This window comes from Arthrobacter gandavensis (assembly GCF_015355785.1).
Taxonomy (GTDB): Bacteria; Actinomycetota; Actinomycetes; order Actinomycetales; family Micrococcaceae; genus Arthrobacter_B; species Arthrobacter_B gandavensis_A.
The window spans coordinates 786620-812300 of the sequence record NZ_JADKYW010000005.1; the positions used below are offsets into that span (position 1 = coordinate 786620).

Genomic DNA, 25681 nt, shown 5'->3' on the forward strand with positions numbered 1-25681 from the left:
CTCTGGTGTTTAGCGCGAGCGGTTCACGGATGCGTAACCGCCTCTGTTCGAAAACTTACCAGCTTGGACGCCTAAATCACGCTGAAAACCCCGGCTTTTCGCGGATTTCTCGGCTTTTTGGGCAATATTCGGGGTGTTTTGGATGCCGCCAACGGGCGGGAATGCAAAAAGGGCGGCAACCGCGGGGGTTGCCGCCCTTTTCAGGCGTGGAAAGCGGAGCTTACCAGCTGGACTTCTTGATGCCGGGCAGTTCGCCGGCGTGAGCCATGTCGCGGAAACGCACGCGGGAGATACCGAACTTCTGGAGGGTACCCCGGGGGCGGCCGTCAATCTGGTCGCGGTTGCGCAGGCGAACCGGAGAAGCGTTGCGGGGAAGTTTCTGCAGGCCGAGGCGTGCTGCTTCGCGTGCTTCGTCGGTCGCGTTCGGGTCGACCAGGGTCTTCTTCAGTTCGAGGCGCTTGGCAGCGTAACGCTCAACAACAACCTTGCGCTGCTCGTTGCGGGCAATCTTGGACTTCTTTGCCATTCTTAGCGCTCCTCACGGAATTCGACGTGCTGGCGGATCTTGGGGTCGTACTTCTTCAGAACCATGCGGTCCGGGTCGTTACGACGGTTCTTGCGGGTCACGTAGGTGTACCCGGTGCCGGCGGTCGACTTCAGCTTGATGATCGGACGAACGTCCTTGTCCTTAGCCACTAGAGCTTCACACCCTTCGCGAGGAGTTCGGTGACGACTGCGTCAATGCCGCGGACGTCGATCGTCTTGATGCCGCGGGCCGAAACCTGCAGCGTCACGTTGCGGCGCAGGGACGGAACCCAGTAGCGCTTCTTCTGAATATTCGGGTCGAACCGACGCTTGTTGCGGCGGTGCGAGTGCGAAATGCTGTGACCAAAGCCGGGAACAGCTCCGGTTACCTGGCAGTAAGCTGCCATGATCTCTCCTCCAGTTGTAGTAAATATGACGGTCCTCAAAAAACAAGCACCAGGCGATGCCGCCATGGCACCTGCAATAAAGAGCGTCCCGCCACCAGTTTTGACACCGTTATTACTGCGACTTTCCGGAGGTTGACCTGGCGGGGTGAGATCCAGCCGAAGTGCCTCGCCGCGGGGAAGACGGTGAAGTTCGGGCAGCCACAGCAGTACTCCGCTGCGACAGCCTTCAATTCTAGGTTTATACGGGCGGCCACGCAAATGTCCTGGTCCCTGCCCTTGCGGGACGGAACCAGATCATGGGCGCGACTTAACGCCTTCCTATCCTAAACGGTGCGGAGCGCTGCGCCAAACCGGCTAATCGGCGGAGGGCTTCTCCAGTGCGCCCGCCGCGGTCACGACGGCGATCCCGGTTTCCGGGTCCTCTTTCGCACCGTCGAGGTCGGTTGCGCCTCCCACGACGGCACCCGAATCCACCACCATGTTCCGCAGGCGCGCACCGCTGATAACGCGCACGCCGTCGAGCAGCACGCAGCTGTGCACCTCGGCGCCGGGCTCGACGTGGCAGTCCGGGCCGACGACGCTGCGGGCGACTTTTCCGTCCACGCGCGATCCGGGAGCGAGGAGGCTGGTTTCAATCTGTGCCGAGGCGCCCACGAAGGCGGGAAGGCGGCGCGGAGTGGCGGACAGGATGGGCCATGCCGGGTCGTCGAAGACCATCCCATGCCCGTCCAGCAGGTCCATGTGCGCCTGGTGGTAACTGTCCGGCGTACCCATGTCCCGCCAGTAGCCGTCCAGCCGGTGTTCGATGACCTTTTCCCGCTCTACAAGGTAAGGCAGGAGCTGGTCGCCGTAGTCTTCCAGTTTGCCGTCGCGCTCCATGAGTTCTTCCAGGCTCCGCAGCAGCACTTCGGCGTCGTAGAGGAAAATTTCCGCGGCAATCAGGTCCGATTTGGGCTTTTCAGGCTTGTACTCGAACCCGGTGACCGTGCCGCCCTCAACTTCGAGGACTCCGTGCTCGGACGGTTCATGGTTGATGCGGTGGCTCACCACGGTGAGCGCGGCAGCCGCCGAGGTGTGCGCGGCTATGACATCCCGGTAGTCCAGCCGGTACAGGTGGTCCGCGCTGAGGACCAGGACCAGGTCCGGATCATATTCGCGGATGTAGCCCACCTGCCGGTACAGGGCATCGGCATTGCCTTCGGCGAACCCTTCCCCCTCGGACCCCTGGTAGGGCGGAAGCACCCGCAGCCCGCCGTTGGTACGGTCCAGGTCCCAGGGCCGCCCGCTGACCAGATGGTCGTTCAGGGACTTCGGCTCGTACTGCTCCACGATCCAGACGTCGCTGAGTCCGGAATTGTGCAGGTTCGAAAGCGGGATGTCTATCAGCCGGTAGGAACCGCCCACCGGCATGGCAGGCTTGGCCCGGGTATCCGTGAGGCTCCCGAGCCTTCCTCCGGATCCCCCGGCAAGGATGATGGTCAGTATCCGCGGCTGGCGCATTCAGGTTCCTTCGGTTGGGGCGCCCGGACGGTCCGAGGCCGGATCGAGCAGGGTAAGGATTTTGGTGCCTACGCGGGTCAGGTCTTCCACGTCCCGGTCATCCAAGGCGTCGAAAACTGCTTCCCGGACAGTCTCCACGTGCCCGGGGGCGAGGTCCACCAGGGCAGCCATGCCCTCTTCCGTGAGTGCCGCCGTCGTCACCCGCGCGTCCGTGGGTGACGGGAACCGGCGCATCCAGCCGCGCGCTTCGAGTTTCTTCACAACGTGGGACAGGCGGGAGAGGGACGCGTTGGAACGGGAAGCCAGCTCGCTCATGGCCAGCTGCCGCCCCTCGGCCTCCGAGGTCATGGCCAGGACGTGGTAGTCGAAAAGCGTGATTCGCGCCCGGCGGAAAAGATCGGCGTCGAGGGTTCCCGGCAGCCGCGTGGCGACGGCGTAGAGTGCCAGCCAGGCGCTGCGTTCCTCCGGGGTGAGCCACGGGCCGGACTGCTGTTGGGTCATGGGCCAATTCTCTCACGTCAGTTGAGCCTTCAAGCCTTGACTCAGGCACCGGTTGGGGTCCTTCTCACCGGAAAAGGACCCCAACCGGCGCCCCGGCAGTAAGCGCAGCCAGCCTAGCGGGCCGGTTCCCGGTCCTCCGCCGCAGCTGTTCCGCCGGCCTCTCCGGCAGAGTCGAACGGCAGCGAATCCACATCCAGCAGCGGGTTCTCATCCTGGGTCTCAACCAGCTCACGGGCCTCTTCCTCACTGGCCACGCTGGGCATTGACCCCGGCATGGGACGCCGGGCCGATTCCTTCATGATGCCGATGGCGACGGCTCCGATGGCGGACGTGGCCATCAGGTAGTAGGCAGGCATCATGTCATCGCCGGTGAGGGTGATGAGGCCCTGCATGATCAGCGGAGCGGTGCCGCCGAAAATTGCCACGGCAAAGTTGTAGGCGATACCCATGGCACCGTAGCGGCTGGCGGTGGGGAACAGCGCCGGCAGGGCCGAAGCCAGGTTGGCAACGTAGAACGTCACCGGAATGGCCAGCAGCCCCAAGCCAAGCAGGGTCGTCCAGATGGGACCCTGGCCGATGAGGACGAAGGCCGGGACGGCCAGCACCACAGTGCTTCCGGCGCCCATCCACAGCACCGGCCGGCGGCCGATCCGGTCCGAAAGGCGCCCGGTGAGCGGAATACAGAGCGCCATGGCCACCAGTACCGGAATGGTCAGCAGGGTGCCGTGGAGCGGGTCGTAGCCCTTCGAATCGGTGAGATAGGAGGGCATGTAGGACGTCAGGGCGTAGCCGACGGTGTTTGCCGCGGCCACCAGGACCATGGCCAGGACGATCGGACGCCAGTACGTGCGGAAGATGCCGAAGGTGCCCTGCGCAACTGCATCCTTGTCCATGTCCTTGCCTGCTGCTGACGCGGCCTGCTCCTCCTGGGCATCCAGGGTTGCCTGGAAGGCCGGGGACTCTTCGATCTTCAGGCGGAAGTAGATGGCAATGGCGCCAAGCGGGCCGGCGACCAGGAACGGGATACGCCAGCCCCAGTCCAGCATGGTTTCTTCACTGAGGGTCAGCTGCAGGGTTGAGACGGTGAGCGCGCCAAGGGCGAAGCCCATGTAGCTGCCGAGGTCCAGGATGCTGGCCAGGAAGCCGCGGCGCTTGTCCGGAGCATATTCCGAGACGAAGGTGGTGGCGCCCGCATATTCACCGCCGGTGCTGAAGCCCTGCAGGAGCTTCATGAGGACCAGCAGCACCGGTGCGGCCATGCCGATCTGGGCGTAACCGGGGAGCAGGCCGATGACGAAGGTGGACGACGCCATCATGATCAACGTTGCAGCCAGCGTTTTCTGCCGGCCGATCCGGTCGCCGATGCGTCCGAAGACGACGCCGCCCAGCGGGCGGGCAATGAAAGTCGCCGCGAACACGCCCAGGCTGAAGAGCAGCTGGGCAGCGGGGTCGGCGTCGGAAAGGAAAACGGCACCCATGGTGACGGCCAGGTAACCGTACACGCCGATGTCGAACCATTCCATGGTGTTGCCGACGACGGTGCCTCCGACGGCCTTTTTCATCATCGAATGGTCAACCACGTTGACGTCTTCCACCTTAAGGCGGCGGCGAAGCGGGCTGCGCTTCGGTTTACGGGCCGCGGCGCCCGGGAGTGAACCGGGCGGAGCGGTGCTCGAATCAGGTGCTTCCTGCTGCATTTGGGCCTTTTCTCTAGAGGTCAACTGCTGAGGGGTGGTGCATCCCTGCGTGCCGGCGGGGCGGCAGACCCACAAGTCTAGAAAAAGGCACGCGCATTCCCGAATCGTAAGGGTACTTATTTCGCTCGTGGCGCGCGGCAGGACCAACAGTGGCCAAGAGCTGCGCGGAGTTCGGCGGTTATTGTGAAGTGAGTCACACGCAGGGTTTGCCGGCGCCTTTTGGCCCGCCCGGGGCCCGCTCAGCCCTGCGGAACGAGCTGCACCAGGCCGGGGAACCTGGCGCTGAGGTTATCGCCGGAGGAAACTCCGCGGAGGCGACGGCTGACCCAGGGTCCGAGGTATTCCCTTGCCCACCGCGCGTCATGCTTTAGGCGCTGGATCCGGTCCCGGGCAGGCAGGGTATCGAGCTCGGGAACATCGAGAGCATCGGTGGCGCGCAGGACCTCGAGCACCTTCTTTGCCGTCAGGATGTGCCCCGCCGGTGACATGTGCAGCCGGTCCACATCCCAGTACCGCTCGTCCTGGAGCACCTTCAGGCGCCAGTAGTCCACCAGGACCGCTCCGTGGGCATCTGCGGCCTCGCGGACCAGCTCGTTGTATAGCGCCGTGCGGCCACGGGTCCGGCCGAAAATTGGCGACTGGCCCGAGTCGAAACCGGTGAAGACCAGCACGGCCGCCCCGGAGGCCCGCAGCCGTCCGATCGCGGAATCGTACGCCTGGACGATGGCATCGATGTCCACCTTGGGGCGCAGGATGTCATTGCCGCCGGCATAGATGCTTACCAGCGTTGGTTCAAGTGCCAGTGCCGGCTCGATCTGCTCATCCATCACCTGGCGCAGCTTCTTTCCACGGATGGCCAGGTTGGCGTAGCCCCAGGACGGATCGGCCAGGGCGAGCTGCTCCGCCACGCGGTCCGCCCAGCCGCGAACACTGTTGGGCCGGGAGGGATCCCAGTCCCCCACACCTTCGGTAAATGAATCTCCAAGGGCCACGTATCGCTGCGAGAAAGTCACCTCCACAGCCTACAAGCCGTTCACCACCCCGCCGGCCCGATGGCAGTCTAGACTCAGAGCCGGAGCACTCCCATCGAACGAAGGGCATCATGTCCAGCCAGTCCCAGACGCAAAGTGCGCCCGCAGCGGGAACACCCGCCGCCGGGCGGCGCGCCGCCGTCGTTATCAATCCAACCAAAAAGACAGACGTGGACATCCGCGCGCTGGTGCAACAGGTCTGTGCCGAGGAAGGGTGGGCTGCGCCGCTTTGGCTGGAGACCGAGGCGGATGACCCCGGCCACGGCATGGCGCAGCAGGCGCTGAAGGAAGGAGCCGACGTCGTTATCGCCGCAGGCGGCGACGGCACCGTGCGCTGCGTTGCGGCGGAGCTGGCCGGTACGGACACTCCCCTGGGGCTGCTGCCCCTTGGCACGGGCAACCTCCTGGCCCGGAACCTGGACGTGCCCGTCGATGACCCGGAGGGCGCCGTGCGTGCGGCACTGGCCGGGACCGAACGGCGCATCGACGTGGTCCACGTCAAGGTGGACGAGGCCGTGGACAGCGAAATCTTCCTGGTCATGGCCGGGCTGGGCTACGACGCCGTGATGATGGGGGACACGAACACTGCCCTGAAGGACCGCGTGGGGTGGCTGGCCTACGTGGATGCCGGCATCCGCAACCTCCCCGGCAAACCGGTGAAGACAATGATTTCGATTGACGGCGGCAAGCCGTTCTCCCGCCGGCTCCGGAGCGTCATGGGCGGGAACTGCGGCAAGATCATGGGCGGCCTTGAGGTCTTCCCCGGCGCCAGGATCGACGACGGCCTGCTGGACATCATGACCATGGCCCCCAAGGGACGCCTTGGCTGGCTTTCCGTTGTTGCCGGCCTGCTGCGCCGCGGCAAGGGCCGGGGTACGGCGGTGGAGTACTTCCAGTGCCGCAGCGCCGATATCTGGGCCGACACCCAGCAGGACTTTGAGATGGACGGCGACCATCTGGGCAGCGCGACGCGGCTCTCGCTCCGGGTTGATCCGAGCGCCCTGCGGATCCGGATGCCTCACGGCAAGAAAGACCCCGCGATCCTCACCAATCCGGAGCCCTAGGTTCCCCGGCATTGGAAGAAACAGCCCCCGGTTCACGCCGGGGGCTGTTTCATTGTGGCCTAGAGCCAGGACATTGGGTCCGCGTACTCGCCGTTGATGAGTACTTCGAAGTGCAGGTGCGGACCGGTGGAGTTTCCGGTGCTGCCCACTCCGCCGACTGCCTGGCCTTCCTCGACGGGCTGGCCGGGTTCAACCCGGATGTCGTTGAGGTGGTTGTAGGTGGTCTGGATTCCGCCGCCGTGGTCCACCACCACCCTCAGCCCGCCGCCGCCGGTGGTGTGCCAGCCCGCTTCAATGACCGTGCCGGGGCGCGCTGAGCGGACCTCGGCGCCCAGGGCGCCGCGGAAGTCGGTGCCGGTGTGCCACTCCTGCCCAGACCCGACCATTGGGTTGATCCGCCATCCGAAGGGAGAGGTGATCACCATGCCGTCAACCGGAACGGAAGGTTTGGCCGGTGGTTCTTCGGCAACGGGGGCGGTGGAGCCGGTGCCGTCCTGAAGAGGGGCTTCCGCAGGCGGAGCCTGAACGGAGGCTTCCGCCCGCGGCTCCTCGTCCAGCGGCCGGGTATTGACGAGCTGCCGTTCGGAGACCGTTTCGGGAGCTTCAAGGGTTGCCGCTTCGGCTACTCCGAAGACCATGCCGCTGAGCAGCAGGGACGCACCGGTTCCAAGCGCGGCCGTCTTGCGTGCGGGTGTGCTGTACGTCCGGGCGCGTCGAAGGACGTCCTGCACCTGGGGGGATTGGACAAACCGGCGGCCATTTTCGGGGCCGGCGTGCTTGCCGGGTGTACGGTAACGGGCCGCCGTTTCTGTGGCGTAGCGGCGAAGAATGCCGGCCAGGTTCCGTGCGGTCTCGTTCAGTTTGAGGGTCACGCATACTCCACTGTGGATAGACAACAGTTTCTGTCGGTACTGCGGATGCCTCATGGGGGCGTGCGAGAGCCACGGCGAAAGTGGAAGTGATTTCCTCCAGTTTAGCCAAGCCGGCATTGACAGGGGGGAGTTTTATGTCTAACCGAACTGGAGCGTGTGACGGGTTCTACTGCCAGGGCAGCGGCGCCGCTTCACACCGTGCAGGAGAGCTGACGGCCTAGGAGGCTTCGGCGCGCCCCTGCCGCCAGTAACCCATAAAGGCCACCTGCTTGCGGTCGATTCCGGCTTCCCGGACCAGGTAGCGGCGCAGCCCGCGGACGACCGCCGCTTCGCCGGCAATCCAGGCGTAGAACGGCAGCGCACCGGCGGGTGTATTCGGGCTGGGGGAGCCCTTGACGACTTCAGGATCAAGCCGGGCGGGCGTTTCCCAGAGGATCACTGAATCGATGTCCACGTCTTCGAGTTCCGGCCGGCGGGACGGAGCGGGGGCGGCAGCCGGGATGCGTTCCACGGTGGCGTAACCCGGAATCGCGACCGCGTCCCGCACTGCGGCTTCCAGCGCTTCGCCGTGTGCCCTTCCGTTGCGGGGAAGCCAGCTGATGCTCACCTTGGACGCGGTGGTGAGCTCCTGGACGTCCGCGGCGTCGGGAACTTCCAGCAGCGCGTGGCCGGTGAAGTCTTCGGGCAGGTTTTCGAGGATGGACGCGATTGCGGGCACGGCGGTCTCGTCGCCTGCCAGCAGGACGTGCTGGGCCAGCCCTGGACGCCATTCAATGCCGCCGTAGGACTCAGCAGTGACGCAGTGCACCACGCTGGGACCGATAACAGTGACACGGTCGCCGGGCTGCGCCGCAGCCGCCCAGGTGGACGCCGGACCACCCGCGCCGTCGGCATCGAAATGCAGGACGAAGTCGACGTCGATCTCCGGTTCGGGGGCGGAACAGCGGGATGCACGGACGGTATAGGTGCGCATGGAGCCGCGGGCCTGCGCGTCCATGGCGAGCCAGTTGCGGTACCAGCCGGCGTCGTCGCAGTCGATGGGAGGAAGGGGTGCCCGCGTGCCGTCGGGAGCCTCGGGCGGGATGACCACTTTGATCCGCAGGTCGTCGGTGCTGCCCTGCACACCGAATTCACGGAGGCATTCACCGCCGAAGGTAATGCGCTGGAAGTTCGCGCTAAGCCGCTTGACGTTCCGAACCTCGACGTCGAAGGCCAGCACCGCAGCGTTCGCGCCCTGGCGCCGTGCCTGGGCAGCCGCGGCTGTCGTCGAGGTGGTGCGGGTAGCGGTCATGAAGCTGCCTCCATAGGGTTGCGGTTCTCGCTGCGGGAGTCGTGCGGGTTGGGCAGGTAGCCCACGGCGGGGGTCTTGGCGGCTGGAGCCGGGCGGGAATGGTGGCGCCCCACCGGGACCACCATGGGCGTGCCGGCCACCGGGTCGGGGATGACCGCTGCTTCCAGGCCAAAAACGTCCTGGACCAGTTCCTCGGTCACGACGTCGGCGGGCGCACCCTGAGCGGCGATGCGGCCGTCCTTCATGGCAATGAGGTGGTCTGCATAGCGGGCGGCCAGGTTCAGGTCATGCAGGACGATCACCACCGTGGTGCCCGCGCGCCGGTTCAGGTCAGTGACCAGGTCCAGGACTTCCACCTGGTGGCTGACGTCCAGGAACGTGGTTGGTTCATCCAGGAGCAGGATGTCTGTCTGCTGGGCCAGCGCCATCGCGATCCAGACCCGCTGACGCTGGCCGCCGGACAGTTCGTCAATGTCGCGTCCAGCCAGCTCCAGCGTGCCGGTGGCTTCGAGGGCAGCGGCCACGGCGGCGTCGTCATCCGCGTTCCATTGGCGGAACCAGCCCTGGTGCGGGTAGCGGCCGCGGCCCACGAGGTCCGCGACCGTGATTCCGTCCGGCGCGTTCGGGGTCTGCGGCAGCAGGCCGAGGATGCGGGCGACTTCACGGCTCGGCATTGAACTGATGTTGCTGCCGTTCAGTTCTACGACACCTGACGCGGGCTTCAGCAGCCGCGCCAGACCTCGCAGCAGAGTGGACTTGCCGCAGGCATTGGCGCCGACGATCACGGTGATCTTGCCGGCGGGCAGCTCGACGCTGAGGCCGTTCACCACGGTCCGGTCAGCATATGAGAGCACCAGGTCCCGTGCCTCGAGCTTGTTCTGCATGCTTTAGCCTCCTCGGCCTACACGGTTGGAACTGACGAGCAGCCACAGCAGGAACGGCGCACCCAGGGCGCCGGTCACGACGCCGACGGGCAGGGCACCCGGAAGCAGGTTTCCGGCCACGAAATCGGCGGCCAGCAGGATGAGGGCGCCGGTGAGGCCGGCGGCGGCGAGCGAGGCGCGCCCGCCGGTCAGCCGGCGGGAAGTCGGCCCGGCCAGGAACGCCACAAAAGCCACGGGGCCGGCCGCTGCGGTGGCCACCGCAGCGAGCGCGACGCCGGTGAACAGCAGCCCGGCGCGCGTTCCCTCCACGGGCAGTCCCAGTCCGGCAGCGAAATCGTCCCCCAGTTCCAGTACGCGCAGGCGCCGGCCCAGCAGGACCGCGGCGGGGATCAGCACCGCGAGGGCGGCGGCAACGATGCCGGCACGTTCCCAGGACGCTGAATTCAGGGACCCGGTCAGCCACACGAGTGATTCCGCCGCGGTGCGGACGTCCGTGCGGGTAAGCAGGAAGTTCACCACGGCTTGGAGCACGGCGGCGAAGCCGATACCCATGAGGATAAGGCGCGCGCCGGAAGCTCCGCCGCGCCGGCTGAGCAGGTGCAGGGACACCGCTGTCACGCAGGCTCCGGCGAGGGCGGCGAGTGATACTCCGGCCCCGGCGGCACCGAACACCACCATGGCAGTGACTGCCGCGGCGCTGGCTCCGTAGCTGATGCCGATGATGTCCGGGCTGGCCAGCGGGTTGCGCAGCATGGTCTGGAACAGGTGCCCGGAGATTCCGAAGGCCGTGCCGATGAGGACGGCGGTCACGGCACGCGGCAGTTTGCTCTCCAGAACGATGAACGAGGCCCCCGGGATCCTCTCCCCTGCCAGGATGCGCACGAAGTCCGGAATGGTCACGGTGTAGCTGCCGAGCAGCACGCCGGCGAAGAACAGCACCACGACCCCGGCGGCCAGCGCGGCGAGGACCACGCGGCGGCGCCGTCCGCTGCGGCGCCGGACCTCACGGATCGTCGCGGCGGCAGGGAGGTTTTCCTGCATCAGGGGTGCGGCGCTCACAGCTCGGCCAGCTTCCGCCGGCGGATGATCGCAATGAAGACGGGTGCGCCGATAACGGCGGTCATGATGCCAACCGGGACTTCGCCCGGGGGAAGGATAAGGCGGCCCACGACGTCGGCCACCAGCAGCAGTACGGGCGCCAGCACCGCCGAGAGCACCAGGATCCAGCGGTAGTCCGGCCCGGCCAGGCCCCGGACCAGGTGCGGGATCACCAGGCCGAGGAAGGCGATGGGACCAGCGGCCGCGGTTGCGGCGCCGCAAAGCAGCACCACCCCAACGGCCATGACTCCTCGGGAAAAGGCGACGTTCTGGCCCAGCCCGCGTGCGACGTCGTCGCCCAGGCTCAGGCCGTTCAGTGCCCGCCCGGAGGCGAGCAGAATGGCCGCGCCCACCGCGAGAAAGGGGACCAGGGGAAGCAGGACGTCCCAGCCGCGGCCGGAGACCGTGCCAACCTGCCAGAAGCGGAACGTGTTCAGCGTCTGCTGGCTGGAGACCAGCACGGCGGAGAGCAGGCTCGTCAGCCCGGCGGTGAGGGCAGCACCTGCCAGCGCCAGCTTCACGGGGGTGGCGCCTTCCCTGCCCAGCGAGGCGACGGCGTAAACCAGCAGCGCGGCCAGGGCCGTGCCCGCCAGCGCGAACCACACGTAGCCGGTGAAGGAGGTGACTCCGAAAACGTAGATCGCCGTTACGACGGCAAACGCGGCGCCGGCGTTCAGCCCCATAATCCCGGGGTCTGCCAGCGGATTGCGGGTCATGCCCTGCAGCGCGGTTCCTGCCAGTCCAAGCGCGGCACCGATGAGCAGCGCTGCCACGGTGCGCGGGAGCCGGCTCAGGACAACGGCGTGGTCTCCGTTGGCGGGATCGGCGCTGACGAGCGCCTGCCAGACGGTGTCGAGGGAGAGCGGACGTGCGCCGAGCGCCACGGAGGCGAACGCGGCTGCGGCCAGGATGGCAAGCGCCGCTGTCAGCAGGAGCACCGGGGACATCCGCCGGCCGCGCCGGGGTGCGGGCCGAGGACCGGAGACGGGGGTGCTGAGCACGGCCGATGAGGACACGGCGGCACCTCCTGAAGCCAGCGGTATTTGACTTAAGTAAGGCTAACCTACGGCCCGTCAGATTAAGAAACAGTTCTGTGCCGTATTACTCCCAGCGAGATACACGAGGGTAAACGCGGTGGGAGGAAAGCGGCTATTCAGCGCCGTGGCCGGGGATGACTTCCTCACCGGGACGGACCGGGCCGGGGGCCGTTCCGTTGCCAAACGGGCGGCCGCCAAGGGCCTCCCGGCCGTGCTCGGTCAGCCAAACCGAGTTGTCCGGCCCCTTGGGCACGATTCCCGTGGGGTTGATGTCCTCGTGGACGATGTAATAGTGCTGCTTGATCTGCATGAAGTCCACGGTGTCCCCGAAGCCCGGGGTCTGGAACAGGTCCCGGGCGTAGCCCCACAGGTTTGGCATTTCGCTGAGCTTGTTCCGGTTGCACTTGAAGTGGCCGTGATAGACGGCATCGAACCGTACCAGGGTGGTGAACAGCCGCACATCGGCCTCGGTGATGGTATCGCCGATCAGGTACCGCTGCCCGGAGAGCCGGTCTTCCAGCCAGTCCATAGCCGTCCAGAGCCGGTCGTAGGCGGCGTCGTACGCCTCCTGGGAACCGGCGAAACCGCAGCGGTACACACCGTTGTTAACCTCGGTGAAGACGCGCTTATTGACCTCGCGCATTTCCTCCAGGTGTTCGGCCGGCCACAGGTCCGGGGCGCCGTCGCGCTGGAAATCGACCCATTCGCTGCTGAAGTCCTCGGTGATCTGCGGGAAGTTGTTCGTCACCACTGCGCCGGTCGGGATGTCGACGACGGCGGGAACGGTGATGCCTCGGCTGTACCCGGGGGTGCGGCGGAAGAAGGCTTCCTGCAGCCGCTCAATGCCCAGCACCGGGTCCTTGCCGTCCGGATCAAGGTCGAAGGTCCAGCTCCGGGAGTCGTGCGTGGGACCGGGCATGCCCAGGGAGATGGCATCCTCCAGGCCCAGCAGCCGGCGCACGATGATGGTGCGGTTGGCCCACGGGCACGCGCGTGCCGCGATCAGCCGGTACCGGCCCGCTTCAACGGGGTAGCCGTCACGTCCGTCCCGGGTGATGCGGGTTTCAATGTAGTTGGTGTCGCGGGTGTATTCCTGCCCGCCGGAGACGTACGCTCCCTTGGTGCTGTACTCCGACGCTGCCTTGTCCGTTGTGTTCGCCATGATTGCTTCGCCTTCCTGACCGCCAGCCTGCTCTGGCCTCCAGACTATCGCCCTGCCAGCCGGGGCACTTGGGCTGTAGAGTCGGGAGACCAGCAGCACTGCCGCAGCGGAACCGCGGGGTTCTCAGATTGAAGGGACTTTCTTGATGCGTGTAGCCGTCCTTGGAGCAACCGGAAACGTTGGGACCGCTGTCCTGCGCCGACTGCAGGCAGCGCGGGCCGAACGCCCCGACGGCCTGGAGATCATCGGCGTCGCCCGCCGGATTCCGGAGCAGCGCACCGGCCCCTATGAGTCAGTGGAGTGGCACAGCATCGACGTCGCTTCGCGGGCGGGGGCCCAGGAGCTCACCGAAGTGCTGCGCGGCGTGGATGCCGTGATCCATCTGGTCTGGGCTATCCAGCCGAACCGCGATGAGGCGGAACTGCACCGGATCAATGTCCGCGGCACACAGAACATGCTCGCCGCCGCAGCCGAGTCCGGAGTGCGGCAGGTTGTCTGCGCATCATCTGTCGGTGCCTACTCCCCTGCCCCGAAGGACAGGCTCACGGACGAGTCCTGGCCGGCCCGCGGAATTGCCACCTCCCACTACAGCCGGCACAAGGGCGAACAGGAAGAACTGCTGGACGAGTTCGAGCGGAACTACCCGGAGATCCGTGTGGCACGGCTGCGCCCGGGCCTGATCTTCCAGTCCGATGCCGGCAGTGAGATCGGCAGGTACTTCCTGGGCCCGCTGGTCCCCCGTTCCATCCTGAACAAGCTCAGCCTGCCGATCATCCCGCTGCCGGCGGAGTTTTCGTTCCAGGTGGTCCACGCGGATGACATGGCCGACGCGTACTGGCGGGTGGTGGATCAGCGTGCGGAAGGGGCGTTCAATATCGCCGCGGACCCCGTGGTCACGCCCGAGCTCCTGGCCGGCATGCTGGGTGCGCGCCGGATTATCAACATTCCCGTGCGCGTCATCCGTGCCATCGTCGGCCTCACCTGGGCGGCCCGACTGCAGGCAACCGATCCGGGCTGGATCGACATGGCGGCCGGTGCGCCGCTGATGGACACGACCCGTGCCCGCGAGGTCCTGGGCTGGCAGCCTACCCGCAGCTCCCTTCGGGCGTTCCAGGATGTACTGGACGGACTGAGCGAACAAGCCGGCGTGCCGGCCTCTCCGCTGCTGGGTCCCGGCCGCTGATACCTGCCTCCCGGCCCCGCTGCGGCGGGCCGGGAGTTCCCTGTGCCGCCGGGCCGTCTAGTAGCGTGGACAAAATGGTTTCATCACAGCCCTCGCCGCAGCACCCGCCGTCCAAGCCCGCACGGCCCGTCCGCTCCGGTGTTGCCCATGCCGGCCGCGGAGCCCTCATGGGCCTGGTGGAACTTGTCCCCGGAGTCTCCGGCGGCACCGTGGCACTGGTCCTCGGCGTTTTCGACCGGCTGATTGCATCGGCGAACCACTTCATCAGCGGCGCGCTCCACTTGGTCTTCCGGCGCGACCGGGCAGGCGCCGTCCGCAAGGTTTCCGGTGTCGAGTGGAGCCTGCTGCTCCCCCTCGCTGCCGGAATGTTCCTGGCCCTGATCTTCCTGTCCGGACCGCTTCATTCATTTGTGGAGGGCCAGCCGGAGATCGCCAGCGCACTGTTTTTTGGCATGGTGGCTGCCAGCTTGGTTGTTCCGATCAGCATGGCCCGCGATGCGGCGCCCGCCGTCCCGGCGACGGCTGCAGCCAGGCTCGCCGGCCCGGCAGTGGTGCTGGTGACAGCCGCGGCCGCATTCGCGCTGCTGGGCATTCCGGCCCTGCAGATCCAGGACCATTCATGGTGGGTGCTGGTGCTCAGCGGGGCCATTGCCGTCTGCGCCCTTGCCCTCCCCGGCCTTTCCGGGTCCTTCCTGCTGCTGACCTTCGGCATGTACGAGCCAACCCTCGAAGCCGTCAGCAACCGGGACCTCGGGTATCTCGCGTTCTTCATAGCCGGCGCAGTAGTCGGCCTCGGGTCGTTTGTCCGGCTGCTGGGCTATTTGCTGCGGATCCGCCGCCGGGCAGTCCTGCTGGTGGCGACCGGCCTGATCCTGGGTTCCTTGCGCGCACTGTGGCCGTGGCAGGAAAACAGTGCCCTGCTGCCGCCGGATGATGCCTGGCTCGTGCCGCTCGCTGCCGCGCTCGCGGGTGCCGCGGTGGTCCTGCTGCTGTGGTTCGCCCAGAGCCGTGCTGAGGCCAGGACCCTTCCCGCGTAGCACCCCGGACCTGGTTTCCGGCCCGCCCGCGCGGACCGTCTACCCGGGCTACAGATCGTCGTCGTAGTCCTTGCCGGCGTGCTGCTGGCGCAGCTCCCGGCCCTGCTGGATATCCTTCTCTTCCTGCTCCGCCCGCTTTTCGATCTGGCGGGTGTCCCGCGGAGGCAGCTGGATCGAGTGTTCGGCCTGGATTCCGGCCTGCAGTTCCCTGCCGCGTTCTACCTCCGCGTCGAACTCCGCACCGAAGAGCAGGGAGATATTCACCAGCCACAGCCACAGCAGCAGCACGATGACGCCGCCGATTGCACCGTATGTGGCGTTGTAGCTGCCGAAGTTGCCTACGTAGAAGGCGAAGCCGAGCGTGGCCACGGCCATGACCACCAGCGCGAGGAAGGCGCCCATGCTCATCCAGCGGAACTTGGGCTGCTGCACATTGGGGGTGGCGTAGTACAGGACTGCAATCAGGATGACGGCAAACAGCACCATCACCGGCCACTTGGCAATGTTCCACACCATCAGCGCCTGACTGCCCATGCCAATCCAGTTGCCGATGCTCTCTGCGATCGGGCCGCTCACAACGAGCATGATCAGCAGGCACGCCACGAGGAGGATCATGATCAGGGTGACCAGCAGCTGCACGGGACGCAGCTTCCAGATGGGCCGGCCTTCCTCGACTTCGTAGATCCGGTTCATGGCACGGCCGAAGGCACCGGTGTATCCGGAAGCGGACCACAGCGCGCCGGCGAGGCCTACAAAGAGCGCCAGCCCTGCTGCACTGGAAGAGGTGAGCTGGTCGATGGGACCTTCGAGCACGTCCACGGCGTCTGCCGGGGCGAACGAGCGAACGTAATCCATCAAGGTGCTGGTGGTGGTTTCCGCCTGTCCAACCAGGCCGAGGATGGAAACCAGTGCAAGCAGTGCCGGGAAGAGCGCCAGCACCGTGTAATAGGTGAGGGATGCGGCCAGGTCCGTGCACTGGTCCTTGGAGAACTCCCGCCCCGTCTTCTTGAAGATGTACATCCAGCTTGGCTTGGTGACTTCCGCCGGAGTGTCCGGCTTCGACGCCGTTCCGAGCGAGCCTTCGCCCGACTGGTCAGATTTTTCCTGCTGAGCCATGGGCCCCTCCTGGCATGCTCGAGTCCGGGGTACCCATCGTATTGCTAAGCAGGCTTATGTCCAAGCAGGCCCGCCGGCCTCACCAGGCCTTGTAGTAATCCTCCAGCTGCGCTTCCTCCTCCGGGGTGAGCGCGCCGTCGTGGTCCATGTCCGGTGAATCCTCGATCGCCTTGCGCGAATAGTCTACGTACAGGTCATCGTCGTCCCGGCGGGAACCCTGCAGCGGCACGAAATACTGCCGGCCCTCAAACAGCCCCAGCGCCACCGTAACCCAGGCCGGCTGGCCGGTAGCCCGGTCCAGGTGGACGTTGCCCACCAGGCCCAGCCGCTCGCCGTCCTTCGCCCAGACATTCGAACCCTGCAATTCGTGGATCACATACTGGTCAACCATGGCCGCTGGCTCCTTGTCCGGATGCTTTGCGCAGCCTGTCCGCATTCGGGCGGCTGCACCGTGGGTATCATTCCAGCCCTTAGGCCCCCCGGGTTGTCAACACCCGGCGGCCGGCGTGCTCATCGGCCGGCGTGCTCATCGCGGTCTTCCCAGGCGTCGCGGCCGGGGCCGGCGAAACTGCGGTTGCGTTCCACGGCGTCGATGCTGCCGGTGAACAGCTGCGACGTGCTGGCGTCCTCATCTGCGCCGCGGCGCTGCGGCTGCAGCCGCGGGGGCACCGCATCCACCGCAGGCTGGCGCAGCTGTTCGAAGCGCTGGCGCGGCAGGGCCGCCGGGTGCTCGTCCTGCAGGAAGGACACCATGGACTCCCGGACCAGGCAGCGCAGGTCGAACAGGGTGCCGGAGTCGGGGGCTGAAACGAGGATGCGGACACGAATGAGGCCCTGGATGGCGTCGGTGATCTGCAGGACGCCGGTGCGCCCGTCCCAGAGGTCCGTGCCGGCCAGGATGCGCTTGAGCTCATCGCGCATGGCCGCCACCGGGGACTCCCAGTCCAGGTCCAGCTCGACGGTACCCAGGATGGCAGACTGCTTGCGGGTCCAGTTCTCGAAGGGGGTGGAGGTGAAGTACGTGGAAGGAAGGATCAGCCGCCGGTCGTCCCAGATGTGCACCACCACGTAGGTCATGGTGATTTCTTCGATGGTTCCCCACTGCCCCTCCACCACAACCACATCGTCCACGCGGATGGCATCCGTGAAGGCCAGCTGCAGCCCGGCGAAAACGTTCCCCAGCGTGCTCTGGACGGCAAGGCCGGCCACGATCGAGAGCAGGCCGGCAGAGGCTAGGAGCCCGGCTCCCAGGGCGCGGACTTCCTCGATGGTCAGCAGGACGCAGGCTACCGCCACGGTGATGACCAGCGCGACGGCGACCCGGCGGCCCAGGATGACCTGTGTCTTCAGGCGACGCAGCCGGCGGTTGTCCTTGGTGTCCGTGCTGTATCTGGTCAGGATGACTGCCTCAATGATCAGCAGCGCGACGACGGCGAGCCAGCCGATCGCGGCAATCAGTCCAATGACCAGAACATAGTCCAGGGTGCCGTACCAGGACTGCCCGCGGGCCGTCGCTCCCAGCGCTATCCGCGTGCCGATCAGCGCGAGCACCAGCCGCAGCGGGTTCCGTCCCAGGACGGTGACTTCACGGATATGCGGGACCTTGCGGAAGATCCGGGCGGCGGATCCGTGCACCACCCGGGCGGCGACCAATGCGGCCGCAACAGCAATAAGAACAGCGATCAAAGGCCGCAGCGGGTCCAGGGCGTCAAGAAATTCCTGCATGGGCCGATCATGGCAAACCTCCCGGGGGTCCTGTCCAATCCTGTGATCCCGGACGCAAAAGTGCCCCTCCGGATAAAACCGGAGGGGTACTCGGCACGGGATGTGTTACTTGACCTGAGCGGCAGCCTCGCCCAGCATCGGAACGAAGTTGTCCAGTGCGTAGGGGATGCTCAGCACGTTGGCGGCTGAAACGGAGAGCGTCAGGGTGTTGTCGGAGTCGGTAACCAGTCCGCCGTTCTTGACGGCCGGAATCTGGCTCAGCAGCGGATCGGAGGCAATGGCGTCCTTGGCGGCGTCGTCCGCTACCCAGCTGACGAAGAGGTCCGCTTCGAGCTCATTGGCGCGTTCCGGAGACCAGGTCAGGTAGAACGCGTCTGAGGGCGCATTCTCGTCCACGACCGGCGCCTGGACCATGCCCAGTTCCTTCAGGAACTTGGGGCGGTTGTCACCGGAGGTGTAGATGGAGATCTGGTCTGCACCGGCGGTGGTGTCCAGGTTGCCGTAAATGAAGCTTGTTCCGGCGAGCTCGGGATACTCGGCCGCCTTGTCCGCGATGGCCTGCTCGGTCTCTTCAACCAGCTTGGCTGCTTCGTCGCTCTTGCCCAGGGCTTCGCCGATCATCTCCGCGGAGTCCTGCCAGGAGGTGTAGTACGGGGTCTCCGGGTAGGCGACCACCGGTGCGATGGCGCTGAGCTTGTCATATTCCTCTTCGGTAATACCTGAGTAGGCGGCGAGGATCACGTCGGGGGTGGTGGCAGCGATCGCATCGAAGTTGATGCCGTCAGTCTCGGAGTACTGAACCGGGGCGTTCTCGGATCCGATGGGCGCACCGAGCTCTTCGAGCGCGTCGTCAATCCATGGGGTGGTTCCGTTCTCGTTGCCGCCCCACTCGTACTCCGGCATGCCGACGGGTACTACGCCCAGGGCCAGTGCCGTGTCGGTGTTCACCCAGGAAACAGTGGCGACGCGCTCCGGAGCCGAGTCGATGGTGGTTTCGCCGAACGCGTGCTCGATGGTGACGGGGAACTGGTCGCTGGAGCCGGCAGAGCTTCCGCTGCCCGAATCCGATGAGGACCCGGTGGAGCAGGCGGAAAGGGACAGCGCGGCAACGGCTGCGACGGCCGCAAGGCTGCGCATGCGGGACAGGGCCATTTGTGGGCTCCTTGATAGTGCAGTGTGGACGGGGATGCCGGCCTCTTTGGTCCGGCAAGGTAAGGCTAACCTATTCATCCGTGAAATACGCAAAACAGATGTGCCCTAATCGTCACACTGGGGGCGGAGACGCAGCAGGCGCCGCAGGTCAACGTCGACATCAGCCAGTGATCCCGCGTCTACAGGCCTGCCAAGCGCGATCAGCCGGCGTGCGGCACGGATCGAGTTCCCGGAATCAATTCCGGCCGCCCCGGCCAGCGTTCCATCCGGAGAGATGCGGAACACCATGTACCCCGGGCCCGGTTCTCCGCGCTCCACGCTGGATCCTGCACCGGACAGTGAGCCCACTGCCTCGGCATGGATGCCGTAGCGGTCGGTCCAGAACCATGGCACGGCCGCTTCCTGCGGTTCCTGTCCCAGGATTCCGGCCGCGGCTGCCTGTCCGGACCGGACGGCCGCATCCCAGTGTTCGCTGCGCCGCTCCAGCGCTGCCCCCACGCGCCTGCGGACGGCGTCGCCCGCTGCGTAGACGCGGGGATGGCTGGTACGGCCGCAGGAGTCAACCACTATGCCGTCTGCGACTTCCAGGCCTGCGGCCTCTGCCAGCGCCGTGTCCGGAACCATTCCCACGGCGGCCAGCACGGTGTCCGCGGCCACTGCGGAACCGTCTTCCAGCAGCACGGCCAGCCCGCCGCCGTCGGGCACTACATCCACGGGCAGCGCGGTGAGGCTTTCGACCCCGTTCCGGGCGTGAAGTGAATGCAGGTAGGCGGCGGCTTCCGGACCCATGGCGGGCACGAGCGGCACGGGAACCGGATCAATGAGCACGACGGCGGTACCGGCCGCGGCAGCCGTGGCCGCGACTTCGGCTCCGATAAGTCCGGCCCCAATGATGACCAGTCGCTTACCGGCCCCCAGCCGTCCACGGAGGGCGTCCGCGTCGGAGCGGGTCCGCAGGGTGTGGAGCAGCCCGGCGCCGGGGATCGGTAGCCTCCGAGCGGTGCCCCCGTGGCCAGCAGGAATACATCGGCCTGGATCTCTTCGCCGCCGGCCAGGACGGCGGTTCCGGAATCCGGATCCAGCTGCACGGCCGTTCCGGCGGCCACGTCCACGGCGTTGGTTTTGTACCAGGACTCCTCGGCCAGGGCCAGGGCCGCACCGGAACCACCGGCGAGGTAGGCCTTGCTGAGCGGCGGCCGGTCATAGGGCCGCCCAGCTGGGTCTACGAGCTGGAGGCGGCCGGCGAAGCCGCGTCGGCGCAGTTCAGCGGCGGCACTGAACCCTGCCGGACCGGCCCCGATGATTACTGCGGAGCGGGGCTCGGACATCCCCTATGACCCGGCGGGGGCAACGCCCGGATAGAGGATCACGTCCCCGTCCACAACCTCCACGCGGTGGGCCACGGCGTTCACGGTGGCGGGAAGGCAGAGGGCCGCACCTGTCTTGAGGCAGAAGCGTGCAGAGTGGACCGGGCATTCAACCTCACCGTCTTCGATCCAGCCTTCGGCCAGGGACGCTTCCTCATGGGTGCAGGTGTCGTTGAGGGCATAGAACCCACCGTCGTCACTGTGGAAGACGGCTATGTCGTCCGCTGTCCCGGTGGTGGTGGAATCGACCGTGATGGCTTCACCCTCGTCGATTTCGTCTGCTGCAGCTACACGGATACCTTCGCTCATGGCATCCACGTTACCGCGGGCCGGAGGCCGGAACTGATCCGGCGGCTATGCACCGGCGGACCCTGCGGCCCCGTACTGGCGCTGCCCCTCCAGTTCGGAAATGAGTGAGATGAGTTCCTGGCGCAGTGCCGGCCGGAGCTCAGCCGTAAGGCTCTGGTCTTCCAGGCGGATTGCCTGTCCCAGCGCTTCGCGGCCGTACTCGGAAATGTGCACTGCGCGCTTGGGCGCCTCTGCGCCGTCGCCCACCTCGTAGACAAGTCCCTGCGAGCGCATGCTTACCAGGGTTGTGCCCAGTGTTTGCGCGGTCACACGGAGCCTGCGGGCCAGTTCCGCCCGGCGCATCGGGCCAAAATCCCGCAGCACCTTCAGCGCCGTGACCCGCTCCTGGGTCAGTCCCATGGCCCGGAGCCGGTTGTCCATCTCCCGGCGCAGCATCCGGGCTGCCGTTGACAGCAGCCGGATCGCTTCCCAATCCCCCTCGTTCTGCATACCGCGGTACCCCCTGAGTTAGCTGTGGCTGGTTTCCAATTTCCTCAGTGTACTTACTATCCAAACCGCTGCAGGGGGGTGCCTGTCAAGCTCGGCGGTCTCGGGCCCCGGCAAAAGCCTGGAATTGCGCCACGCACCCGGGCGCGCCGGAAATTTCCACCCGGGCGGCTGCGCTCCTTCCCATGGCGTGGAGTGCCAGCTCGGTCACCGGCCCGGTGATGGTCACGGCCGGCTCCCCGCCGCGCACCGTGGCCTGTTCCCCGCCGGGAAGCTGCAGCACCACTCCCACGGGGCTTCGCCGGTACCCAAGACGGGCCGCCAGTGGAAGCAGGCGGCGCAGTTCGGCCAGCTCCCCCTCCGGCATCTCCCGCGGTTCCGCATCGCCGGTTCCCCGGCGGATGTCTTCGTGGTGGACGTAGAACTCCAGGAGGTTTACCGCGTCGCCGCCCCACCGCATCGGCGAGAAGCCCCGCGCACCGGCGGCGAACCTGTCCACCAGCTGCCGGTAGCCCGTGTCCGTCGCGGCCCGGGCCACCAGCGGATCCAGGCTGTGCTCATGCCCCGGCTTGTCCCGCCGCAGCACATCCCCTGCCATGGCCCACGGCCGCTCCTCGCGGACTATCAGGTGAGCCAGGAGCCTGCTCACGTTCCAGCCCTCGCAGAGCGTGGACGCCTGCGGGTCAGCGCCGTGCAGCGTGCGGACCAGGGCCGCGCGTTCGGTTTCCATCCATGCCATGCCCGTACCCTACATGGCCCTGCCCCGGCACCCCCGGGGACGGCGAAGATATGGATTGCCTACTGGCCGGTACCGGTTATCCGCCTACCCCTTTACCGGCAAATAGGAGCGCGTAGCATGGCTGGCACACCCAGCGGAGGCTGCCTGGGGAGCGGCCCTGACCAGTTCAGAACCAGGGGAAAACCATGAGTTCCACTAATCTGCAGGATGCCCAAAACACCGGCGAGGACGATTCGGTCCGGCGGCTCCGGGAACGCAAGGTCAGCGAAAAGGACGCCCGCGACGTAGCAGAGGCGTCCCGTATCACCGACGAACAGCGGCCCAGCTTCGCCAAGGGAATTTACCTCGGCGACTTCAACCTCTCGCTGATCCGGCCGCATCCGGCACCGGACCCCGGCGAAACAGCCCGTTCGGAGAAGTTCCTCGCGGACCTGACGGAGTACTGCGCCACCATGGACGGCCAGCTGATCGAGCGCACCGGGGTGATTCCGGATGAGTATCTGGCGGGCCTGGCCGGGCTGGGAGTCTTCGGCCTGAAGATTCCGCAGGAGTACGGCGGTCTGGGGCTCTCCCTGCTCTACTACGGCCGGGCCCTGATGATCCTGGGCACGGTCCACCCCAGCCTGGGCGCCCTCGTCTCGGCCGACCTCTCGATCGGCGTCCCTGAACCCGTGAAGGTATTCGGCAGCGAGGAACAGCGACGGGAGTACCTGCCGCGCTGCGCCGCCGGGGCAATCACGGCCTTTCTCCTCACCGAACCCGACGTCGGATCCGACCCGGCCCGCATGCGCACCACGGCCGTTCCCACTGAGGACGGCAGCGAATACGTACTGGACGGCGTGAAGCTCTGGACCACCAACGGCGTGATCGCCGAACTGGTGGTGGTGATGGCTGCTGTTCCGCCGCGCGACGGCCACAGGGGCGGGATCAGCGCGTTCATCGTGGAGATGGACTCCCCGGGGATCAGCGTGGAGAACCGCAACAACTTCATGGGCCTGCGCGGGATTGAAAACGGCGTCACCCGGCTGCAGGGAGTGCGGGTTCCCGCGGCCAACCGGGTGGGACGCGAAGGCCAGGGCCTCAAGATCGCGCTGACCACCCTGAATACGGGGCGGCTTTCAATTCCGGCGATGTGCGCCGCGGGCGGCAAATGGTCGCTGAAAATCGCCCGGGGCTGGTCCAATGCCCGGGAACAGTGGGGCCGCCCGATCGGCCGGCATGAGGCGGTGGGAAAGAAACTGGCGTTCATCGCCGCGACCACCTTCGCCCTGGAGTCCGTCTTTGAACTCTCAGCCGAAATGGCCGACGCCGGCACCAAGGACATCCGGATCGAGGCTGCGCTTGCCAAACTGTGGGCGAGCGAAATGGCGTACAACATTGCCGATGAACTGGTGCAGGTGCGCGGCGGGCGCGGATTCGAAACCGCCGCTTCCCTGGCCGCACGCGGGGAACGGGCGGTGGCCGCCGAGCAGCAGCTGCGGGACCTGAGGATCAACCGGGTCTTCGAAGGTTCAACGGAAATCATGCACCTGCTCATCGCGCGCGAAGCCGTTGACTCACATTTGAAGGCCGCCGGTGACCTGGCCGTGGCCGACGCGCCGCTTTCCAGCAAGATGAAGGCCGGAGCGAAGGCCAGCGGTTTCTACGGCAAGTGGCTGCCCACCCTGGCGGTGGGAAACGGCAACGTCCCGACGTCGTACGCTGAGTTCGGGCCGCTGGCCAGGCACCTGCGCTACGCCGAGCGCGCGTCCCGGAAGCTGGCGCGCTCCACCTTCTACGGCATGGCCCGCTGGCAGGCCGGGCTGGAGCACCACCAGGCGTTCCTGGGCCGGATCGTGGACATCGGTGCGGAGCTGTTTGCCATGTCCGCGTCCTGCATGAAGGCTGAAACCATCCGGCGGGGTGACGCCTCCGAAGGTGCCGGCGCGTACGAGCTGGCCGACGCGTTCTGCGCCCAGTCAAGGGTGCGTGTGGATGCCCTCTTCAGCGAGCTGTGGAGCAATTCGGATGCCGAGGACCACAGGCTTGCCAAGAAGGTCCTGGACGGCCGGTACACCTGGCTGGAAGAGGGCGTACTAGACCAGTCGGAGGGAACCGGTCCGTGGATATCTCCCACGGCGTCCGACGGCGAGCCGAAGGAGAACCTGCACCGTAAATACCGCTGACCGGCACGCCTGCCCCGGATCCATATCCGGGGCAGGCGTGGGCGCGTAGCCGTTTTAGCGGCTTGAGGCCCGCGGTGCTCCGATTCCGGGGTCGATCTGGAACGGCCCGGAAGCCGAAGGCCGCACGTCGAAGTCGAAGATCGACGTCGGAATGTAGACCGTGGAGCACGAGTTGGGGATGTCCACCACGCCGGAGAGCCTGCCCTCGATCGGGGCGGCGCCCAGCAGCAGGTAGGCCTGCTCCGGGCTGTAGCCGAACTTGGTCAGGTAGTCGATCGCGTGCAGGCAGGCCCGCTGGTAGGACAGGTGGGAGTCGAGGTAACGCTGCTCGCCGTCGAGGGTTACCGAGGTTCCGGAGAACGCGATCCATTCACTGAACTGCGGGTCCACGTTGCCGGGCATGAAGATGGCGTTCTCATGGACCCCGTAGGTGTCCATGCCGCCCTTGATGATGTCCACGCGCAGGTCGATGTACCCGCCCATTTCTATGGCGCCGCAGAACGTGATTTCCCCGTCGCCCTGGGAGAAGTGCAGGTCCCCCACGGAGAGGTTGGCACCGTCCACGAACACGGGATAGAAGATCCGCGATCCCTTGGAGAGGTTCTTGATGTCCTGGTTCCCGCCGTTCTCCCGCGGGGGCGCGGTGCGTGCTGCCTCGCTGCCCACGCGTCCCCAGTTCTCCCGGGGCAGTCCGCCGAGAACTGCATGTTCGGCTTCGGGCGGCAGGGCCAGCGGCGGCACCCGGTGCGGGTCTGTGGCAATAAGGTCACCTTCGCGCTTGTTCCATTTTGCCAGCAGCGAGGCGGACGGCGCTGTTCCCATCAGGCCGGGGTGGATCAGCCCGGTGAAGGAGACACCGGGAACGTGGCGTGAAGTGGCCGTCTGGCCGCTGAAGTCCCAGATGGCCTTGTAGGCGTCCGGGAACTGGTCGGTGAGGAAGCCTCCGCCGTTCTCCTTCGCGAAAATTCCGGTGTACCCCCAGCCCTGGCCTGCCAGCGGCCCGGAATCCTCCTGCGGAATCGGGCCCACGTCCAGGATGTCCACTACCAGCAGATCCCCCGGCTTGGCGCCTTCCACCGCGAAAGGCCCGCTGAGCTTGTGCACGGTCAGCAGCGGAGCGTTGAGAATGTCCTCGGCGGAATCGTCGTTGACGATCGCGCCGTCGAACCATTCCCGGCAGTCCACCCGGAAGGATTCGCCGGGTTTGATGCCGGCAACCGGCGGTATCTCCGGGTGCCAGCGGTTATGCCCCAGTTTTTCCTGGTCTTCGAATTTTTTGGCTGAATCGAGTGGAAACAGGTTTTTTGGCACTATTCCTCCTTATGGACATTCT

Annotated in this window: 26 protein-coding genes and 1 pseudogene; 4 read left to right on the forward strand and 23 right to left on the reverse strand. The window is 66.4% G+C overall.

Annotated elements, in window-relative coordinates; genetic code table 11:
* Positions 1-220: 220 nt before the first annotated feature.
* From rpsN to ITX31_RS08810, 7 genes are all read right to left on the reverse strand, one after another.
* Positions 221-526, reverse strand: coding sequence for a 30S ribosomal protein S14 (gene rpsN / locus ITX31_RS08780; protein WP_055239038.1), 306 nt, complete (start codon positions 524-526; stop codon positions 221-223).
* Between the two features lie 2 nt (positions 527-528).
* Positions 529-696: a 50S ribosomal protein L33 gene (rpmG, locus tag ITX31_RS08785; protein ID WP_013602737.1), complete on the reverse strand. Its 168-nt coding sequence runs from the start codon at positions 694-696 to the stop codon at positions 529-531.
* Positions 696-932 carry a 50S ribosomal protein L28 gene (gene rpmB, locus ITX31_RS08790; RefSeq protein ID WP_055239037.1) on the reverse strand — a complete coding sequence of 79 codons (237 nt, stop codon included), beginning with the start codon at positions 930-932 and terminating at the stop codon, positions 696-698. Before rpmB ends, rpmG begins: the two co-directional genes overlap by 1 nt.
* 354 nt (positions 933-1286) lie before the next feature.
* Positions 1287-2432: a glucose-1-phosphate adenylyltransferase family protein gene (locus tag ITX31_RS08795; protein ID WP_194783017.1), complete on the reverse strand. Its 1146-nt coding sequence runs from the start codon at positions 2430-2432 to the stop codon at positions 1287-1289.
* A complete protein-coding gene (locus ITX31_RS08800; protein ID WP_194783018.1) occupies positions 2433-2933 on the reverse strand; it encodes a MarR family winged helix-turn-helix transcriptional regulator in 501 nt (166 codons plus the stop codon). It lies immediately after the preceding gene.
* A gap of 113 nt (positions 2934-3046) precedes the next feature.
* On the reverse strand, positions 3047-4630 hold the full coding sequence (locus ITX31_RS08805) for an MFS transporter (protein ID WP_194783019.1): 1584 nt from the start codon (positions 4628-4630) through the stop codon (positions 3047-3049).
* 239 nt (positions 4631-4869) lie between these two features.
* Positions 4870-5643, reverse strand: coding sequence for an SGNH/GDSL hydrolase family protein (locus ITX31_RS08810; protein WP_194783020.1), 774 nt, complete (start codon positions 5641-5643; stop codon positions 4870-4872).
* 89 nt (positions 5644-5732) lie between these two features.
* Between ITX31_RS08810 and ITX31_RS08815 the strand changes: the two genes are divergently transcribed.
* Positions 5733-6725 (forward strand): diacylglycerol/lipid kinase family protein, encoded by a 993-nt coding sequence (locus tag ITX31_RS08815; RefSeq protein ID WP_194783021.1) that lies wholly within the window; start codon positions 5733-5735, stop codon positions 6723-6725.
* A 59-nt stretch (positions 6726-6784) separates the two neighbouring features.
* On the opposite strand, the gene ITX31_RS16080 is transcribed toward ITX31_RS08815, so the two are convergent.
* The 6 genes from ITX31_RS16080 to ITX31_RS08845 form a co-directional block, all read right to left on the reverse strand.
* Positions 6785-7597, reverse strand: coding sequence for a M23 family metallopeptidase (locus ITX31_RS16080; protein ID WP_323745623.1), 813 nt, complete (start codon positions 7595-7597; stop codon positions 6785-6787).
* A gap of 217 nt (positions 7598-7814) precedes the next feature.
* Positions 7815-8888, reverse strand: a complete 1074-nt coding sequence (locus ITX31_RS08825; protein WP_194783022.1) for a siderophore-interacting protein — start codon at positions 8886-8888, stop codon at positions 7815-7817.
* Positions 8885-9772: an ABC transporter ATP-binding protein gene (locus ITX31_RS08830; protein WP_194783023.1), complete on the reverse strand. Its 888-nt coding sequence runs from the start codon at positions 9770-9772 to the stop codon at positions 8885-8887. Before ITX31_RS08830 ends, ITX31_RS08825 begins: the two co-directional genes overlap by 4 nt.
* 3 nt (positions 9773-9775) lie before the next feature.
* Complete coding sequence (locus ITX31_RS08835; RefSeq protein ID WP_194783590.1) at positions 9776-10813, reverse strand: iron chelate uptake ABC transporter family permease subunit; 1038 nt, start codon at positions 10811-10813, stop codon at positions 9776-9778.
* A gap of 14 nt (positions 10814-10827) precedes the next feature.
* Positions 10828-11817: a FecCD family ABC transporter permease gene (locus tag ITX31_RS08840; RefSeq protein WP_194783591.1), complete on the reverse strand. Its 990-nt coding sequence runs from the start codon at positions 11815-11817 to the stop codon at positions 10828-10830.
* Positions 11818-12019: 202 nt separating this feature from the next.
* Complete coding sequence (locus ITX31_RS08845) at positions 12020-13069, reverse strand: glutathione S-transferase family protein (RefSeq protein WP_194783024.1); 1050 nt, start codon at positions 13067-13069, stop codon at positions 12020-12022.
* Positions 13070-13214: 145 nt separating this feature from the next.
* Between ITX31_RS08845 and ITX31_RS08850 the strand changes: the two genes are divergently transcribed.
* Together ITX31_RS08850 and ITX31_RS08855 are read left to right on the forward strand one after the other, a co-directional pair.
* A complete protein-coding gene (locus ITX31_RS08850) occupies positions 13215-14252 on the forward strand; it encodes an NAD-dependent epimerase/dehydratase family protein (RefSeq protein ID WP_194783025.1) in 1038 nt (345 codons plus the stop codon).
* A 74-nt stretch (positions 14253-14326) separates the two neighbouring features.
* Positions 14327-15289, forward strand: coding sequence for a DUF368 domain-containing protein (locus ITX31_RS08855; RefSeq protein ID WP_194783026.1), 963 nt, complete (start codon positions 14327-14329; stop codon positions 15287-15289).
* A gap of 48 nt (positions 15290-15337) precedes the next feature.
* Here the strand turns inward: ITX31_RS08855 and ITX31_RS08860 are convergent, their stop codons facing one another.
* The 9 genes and pseudogenes from ITX31_RS08860 to ITX31_RS08895 form a co-directional block, all read right to left on the reverse strand.
* Positions 15338-16405 (reverse strand): YihY/virulence factor BrkB family protein, encoded by a 1068-nt coding sequence (locus ITX31_RS08860; protein WP_194783027.1) that lies wholly within the window; start codon positions 16403-16405, stop codon positions 15338-15340.
* 79 nt (positions 16406-16484) lie between these two features.
* Entirely contained in the window at positions 16485-16796 is a 312-nt protein-coding gene (locus ITX31_RS08865) for a PRC-barrel domain-containing protein (protein WP_194783028.1), read from the reverse strand.
* Positions 16797-16915: 119 nt separating this feature from the next.
* A complete protein-coding gene (locus ITX31_RS08870; RefSeq protein WP_194783029.1) occupies positions 16916-18130 on the reverse strand; it encodes a mechanosensitive ion channel family protein in 1215 nt (404 codons plus the stop codon).
* A 105-nt stretch (positions 18131-18235) separates the two neighbouring features.
* Positions 18236-19282 carry an iron-siderophore ABC transporter substrate-binding protein gene (locus tag ITX31_RS08875; protein ID WP_194783030.1) on the reverse strand — a complete coding sequence of 349 codons (1047 nt, stop codon included), beginning with the start codon at positions 19280-19282 and terminating at the stop codon, positions 18236-18238.
* A 105-nt stretch (positions 19283-19387) separates the two neighbouring features.
* Positions 19388-19780: an oxidoreductase C-terminal domain-containing protein gene (locus ITX31_RS16155; protein ID WP_416354812.1), complete on the reverse strand. Its 393-nt coding sequence runs from the start codon at positions 19778-19780 to the stop codon at positions 19388-19390.
* A 3-nt stretch (positions 19781-19783) separates the two neighbouring features.
* Positions 19784-20610, reverse strand: a pseudogene (locus tag ITX31_RS16160) (NAD(P)/FAD-dependent oxidoreductase); the annotation flags it as partial.
* 3 nt (positions 20611-20613) lie between these two features.
* Complete coding sequence (locus ITX31_RS08885; RefSeq protein WP_194783031.1) at positions 20614-20958, reverse strand: bifunctional 3-phenylpropionate/cinnamic acid dioxygenase ferredoxin subunit; 345 nt, start codon at positions 20956-20958, stop codon at positions 20614-20616.
* Between the two features lie 45 nt (positions 20959-21003).
* Positions 21004-21447, reverse strand: coding sequence for a MarR family transcriptional regulator (locus ITX31_RS08890; protein ID WP_194783032.1), 444 nt, complete (start codon positions 21445-21447; stop codon positions 21004-21006).
* Between the two features lie 85 nt (positions 21448-21532).
* Positions 21533-22183: a TIGR03085 family metal-binding protein gene (locus ITX31_RS08895; protein WP_194783033.1), complete on the reverse strand. Its 651-nt coding sequence runs from the start codon at positions 22181-22183 to the stop codon at positions 21533-21535.
* A 185-nt stretch (positions 22184-22368) separates the two neighbouring features.
* On the opposite strand from ITX31_RS08895, the gene ITX31_RS08900 reads away from it, so the two are divergent.
* Entirely contained in the window at positions 22369-24348 is a 1980-nt protein-coding gene (locus tag ITX31_RS08900; RefSeq protein ID WP_194783034.1) for an acyl-CoA dehydrogenase family protein, read from the forward strand.
* A gap of 54 nt (positions 24349-24402) precedes the next feature.
* On the opposite strand, the gene fmdA is transcribed toward ITX31_RS08900, so the two are convergent.
* Entirely contained in the window at positions 24403-25659 is a 1257-nt protein-coding gene (gene fmdA, locus ITX31_RS08905) for a formamidase (protein ID WP_194783035.1), read from the reverse strand.
* Positions 25660-25681 lie beyond the last annotated feature (22 nt).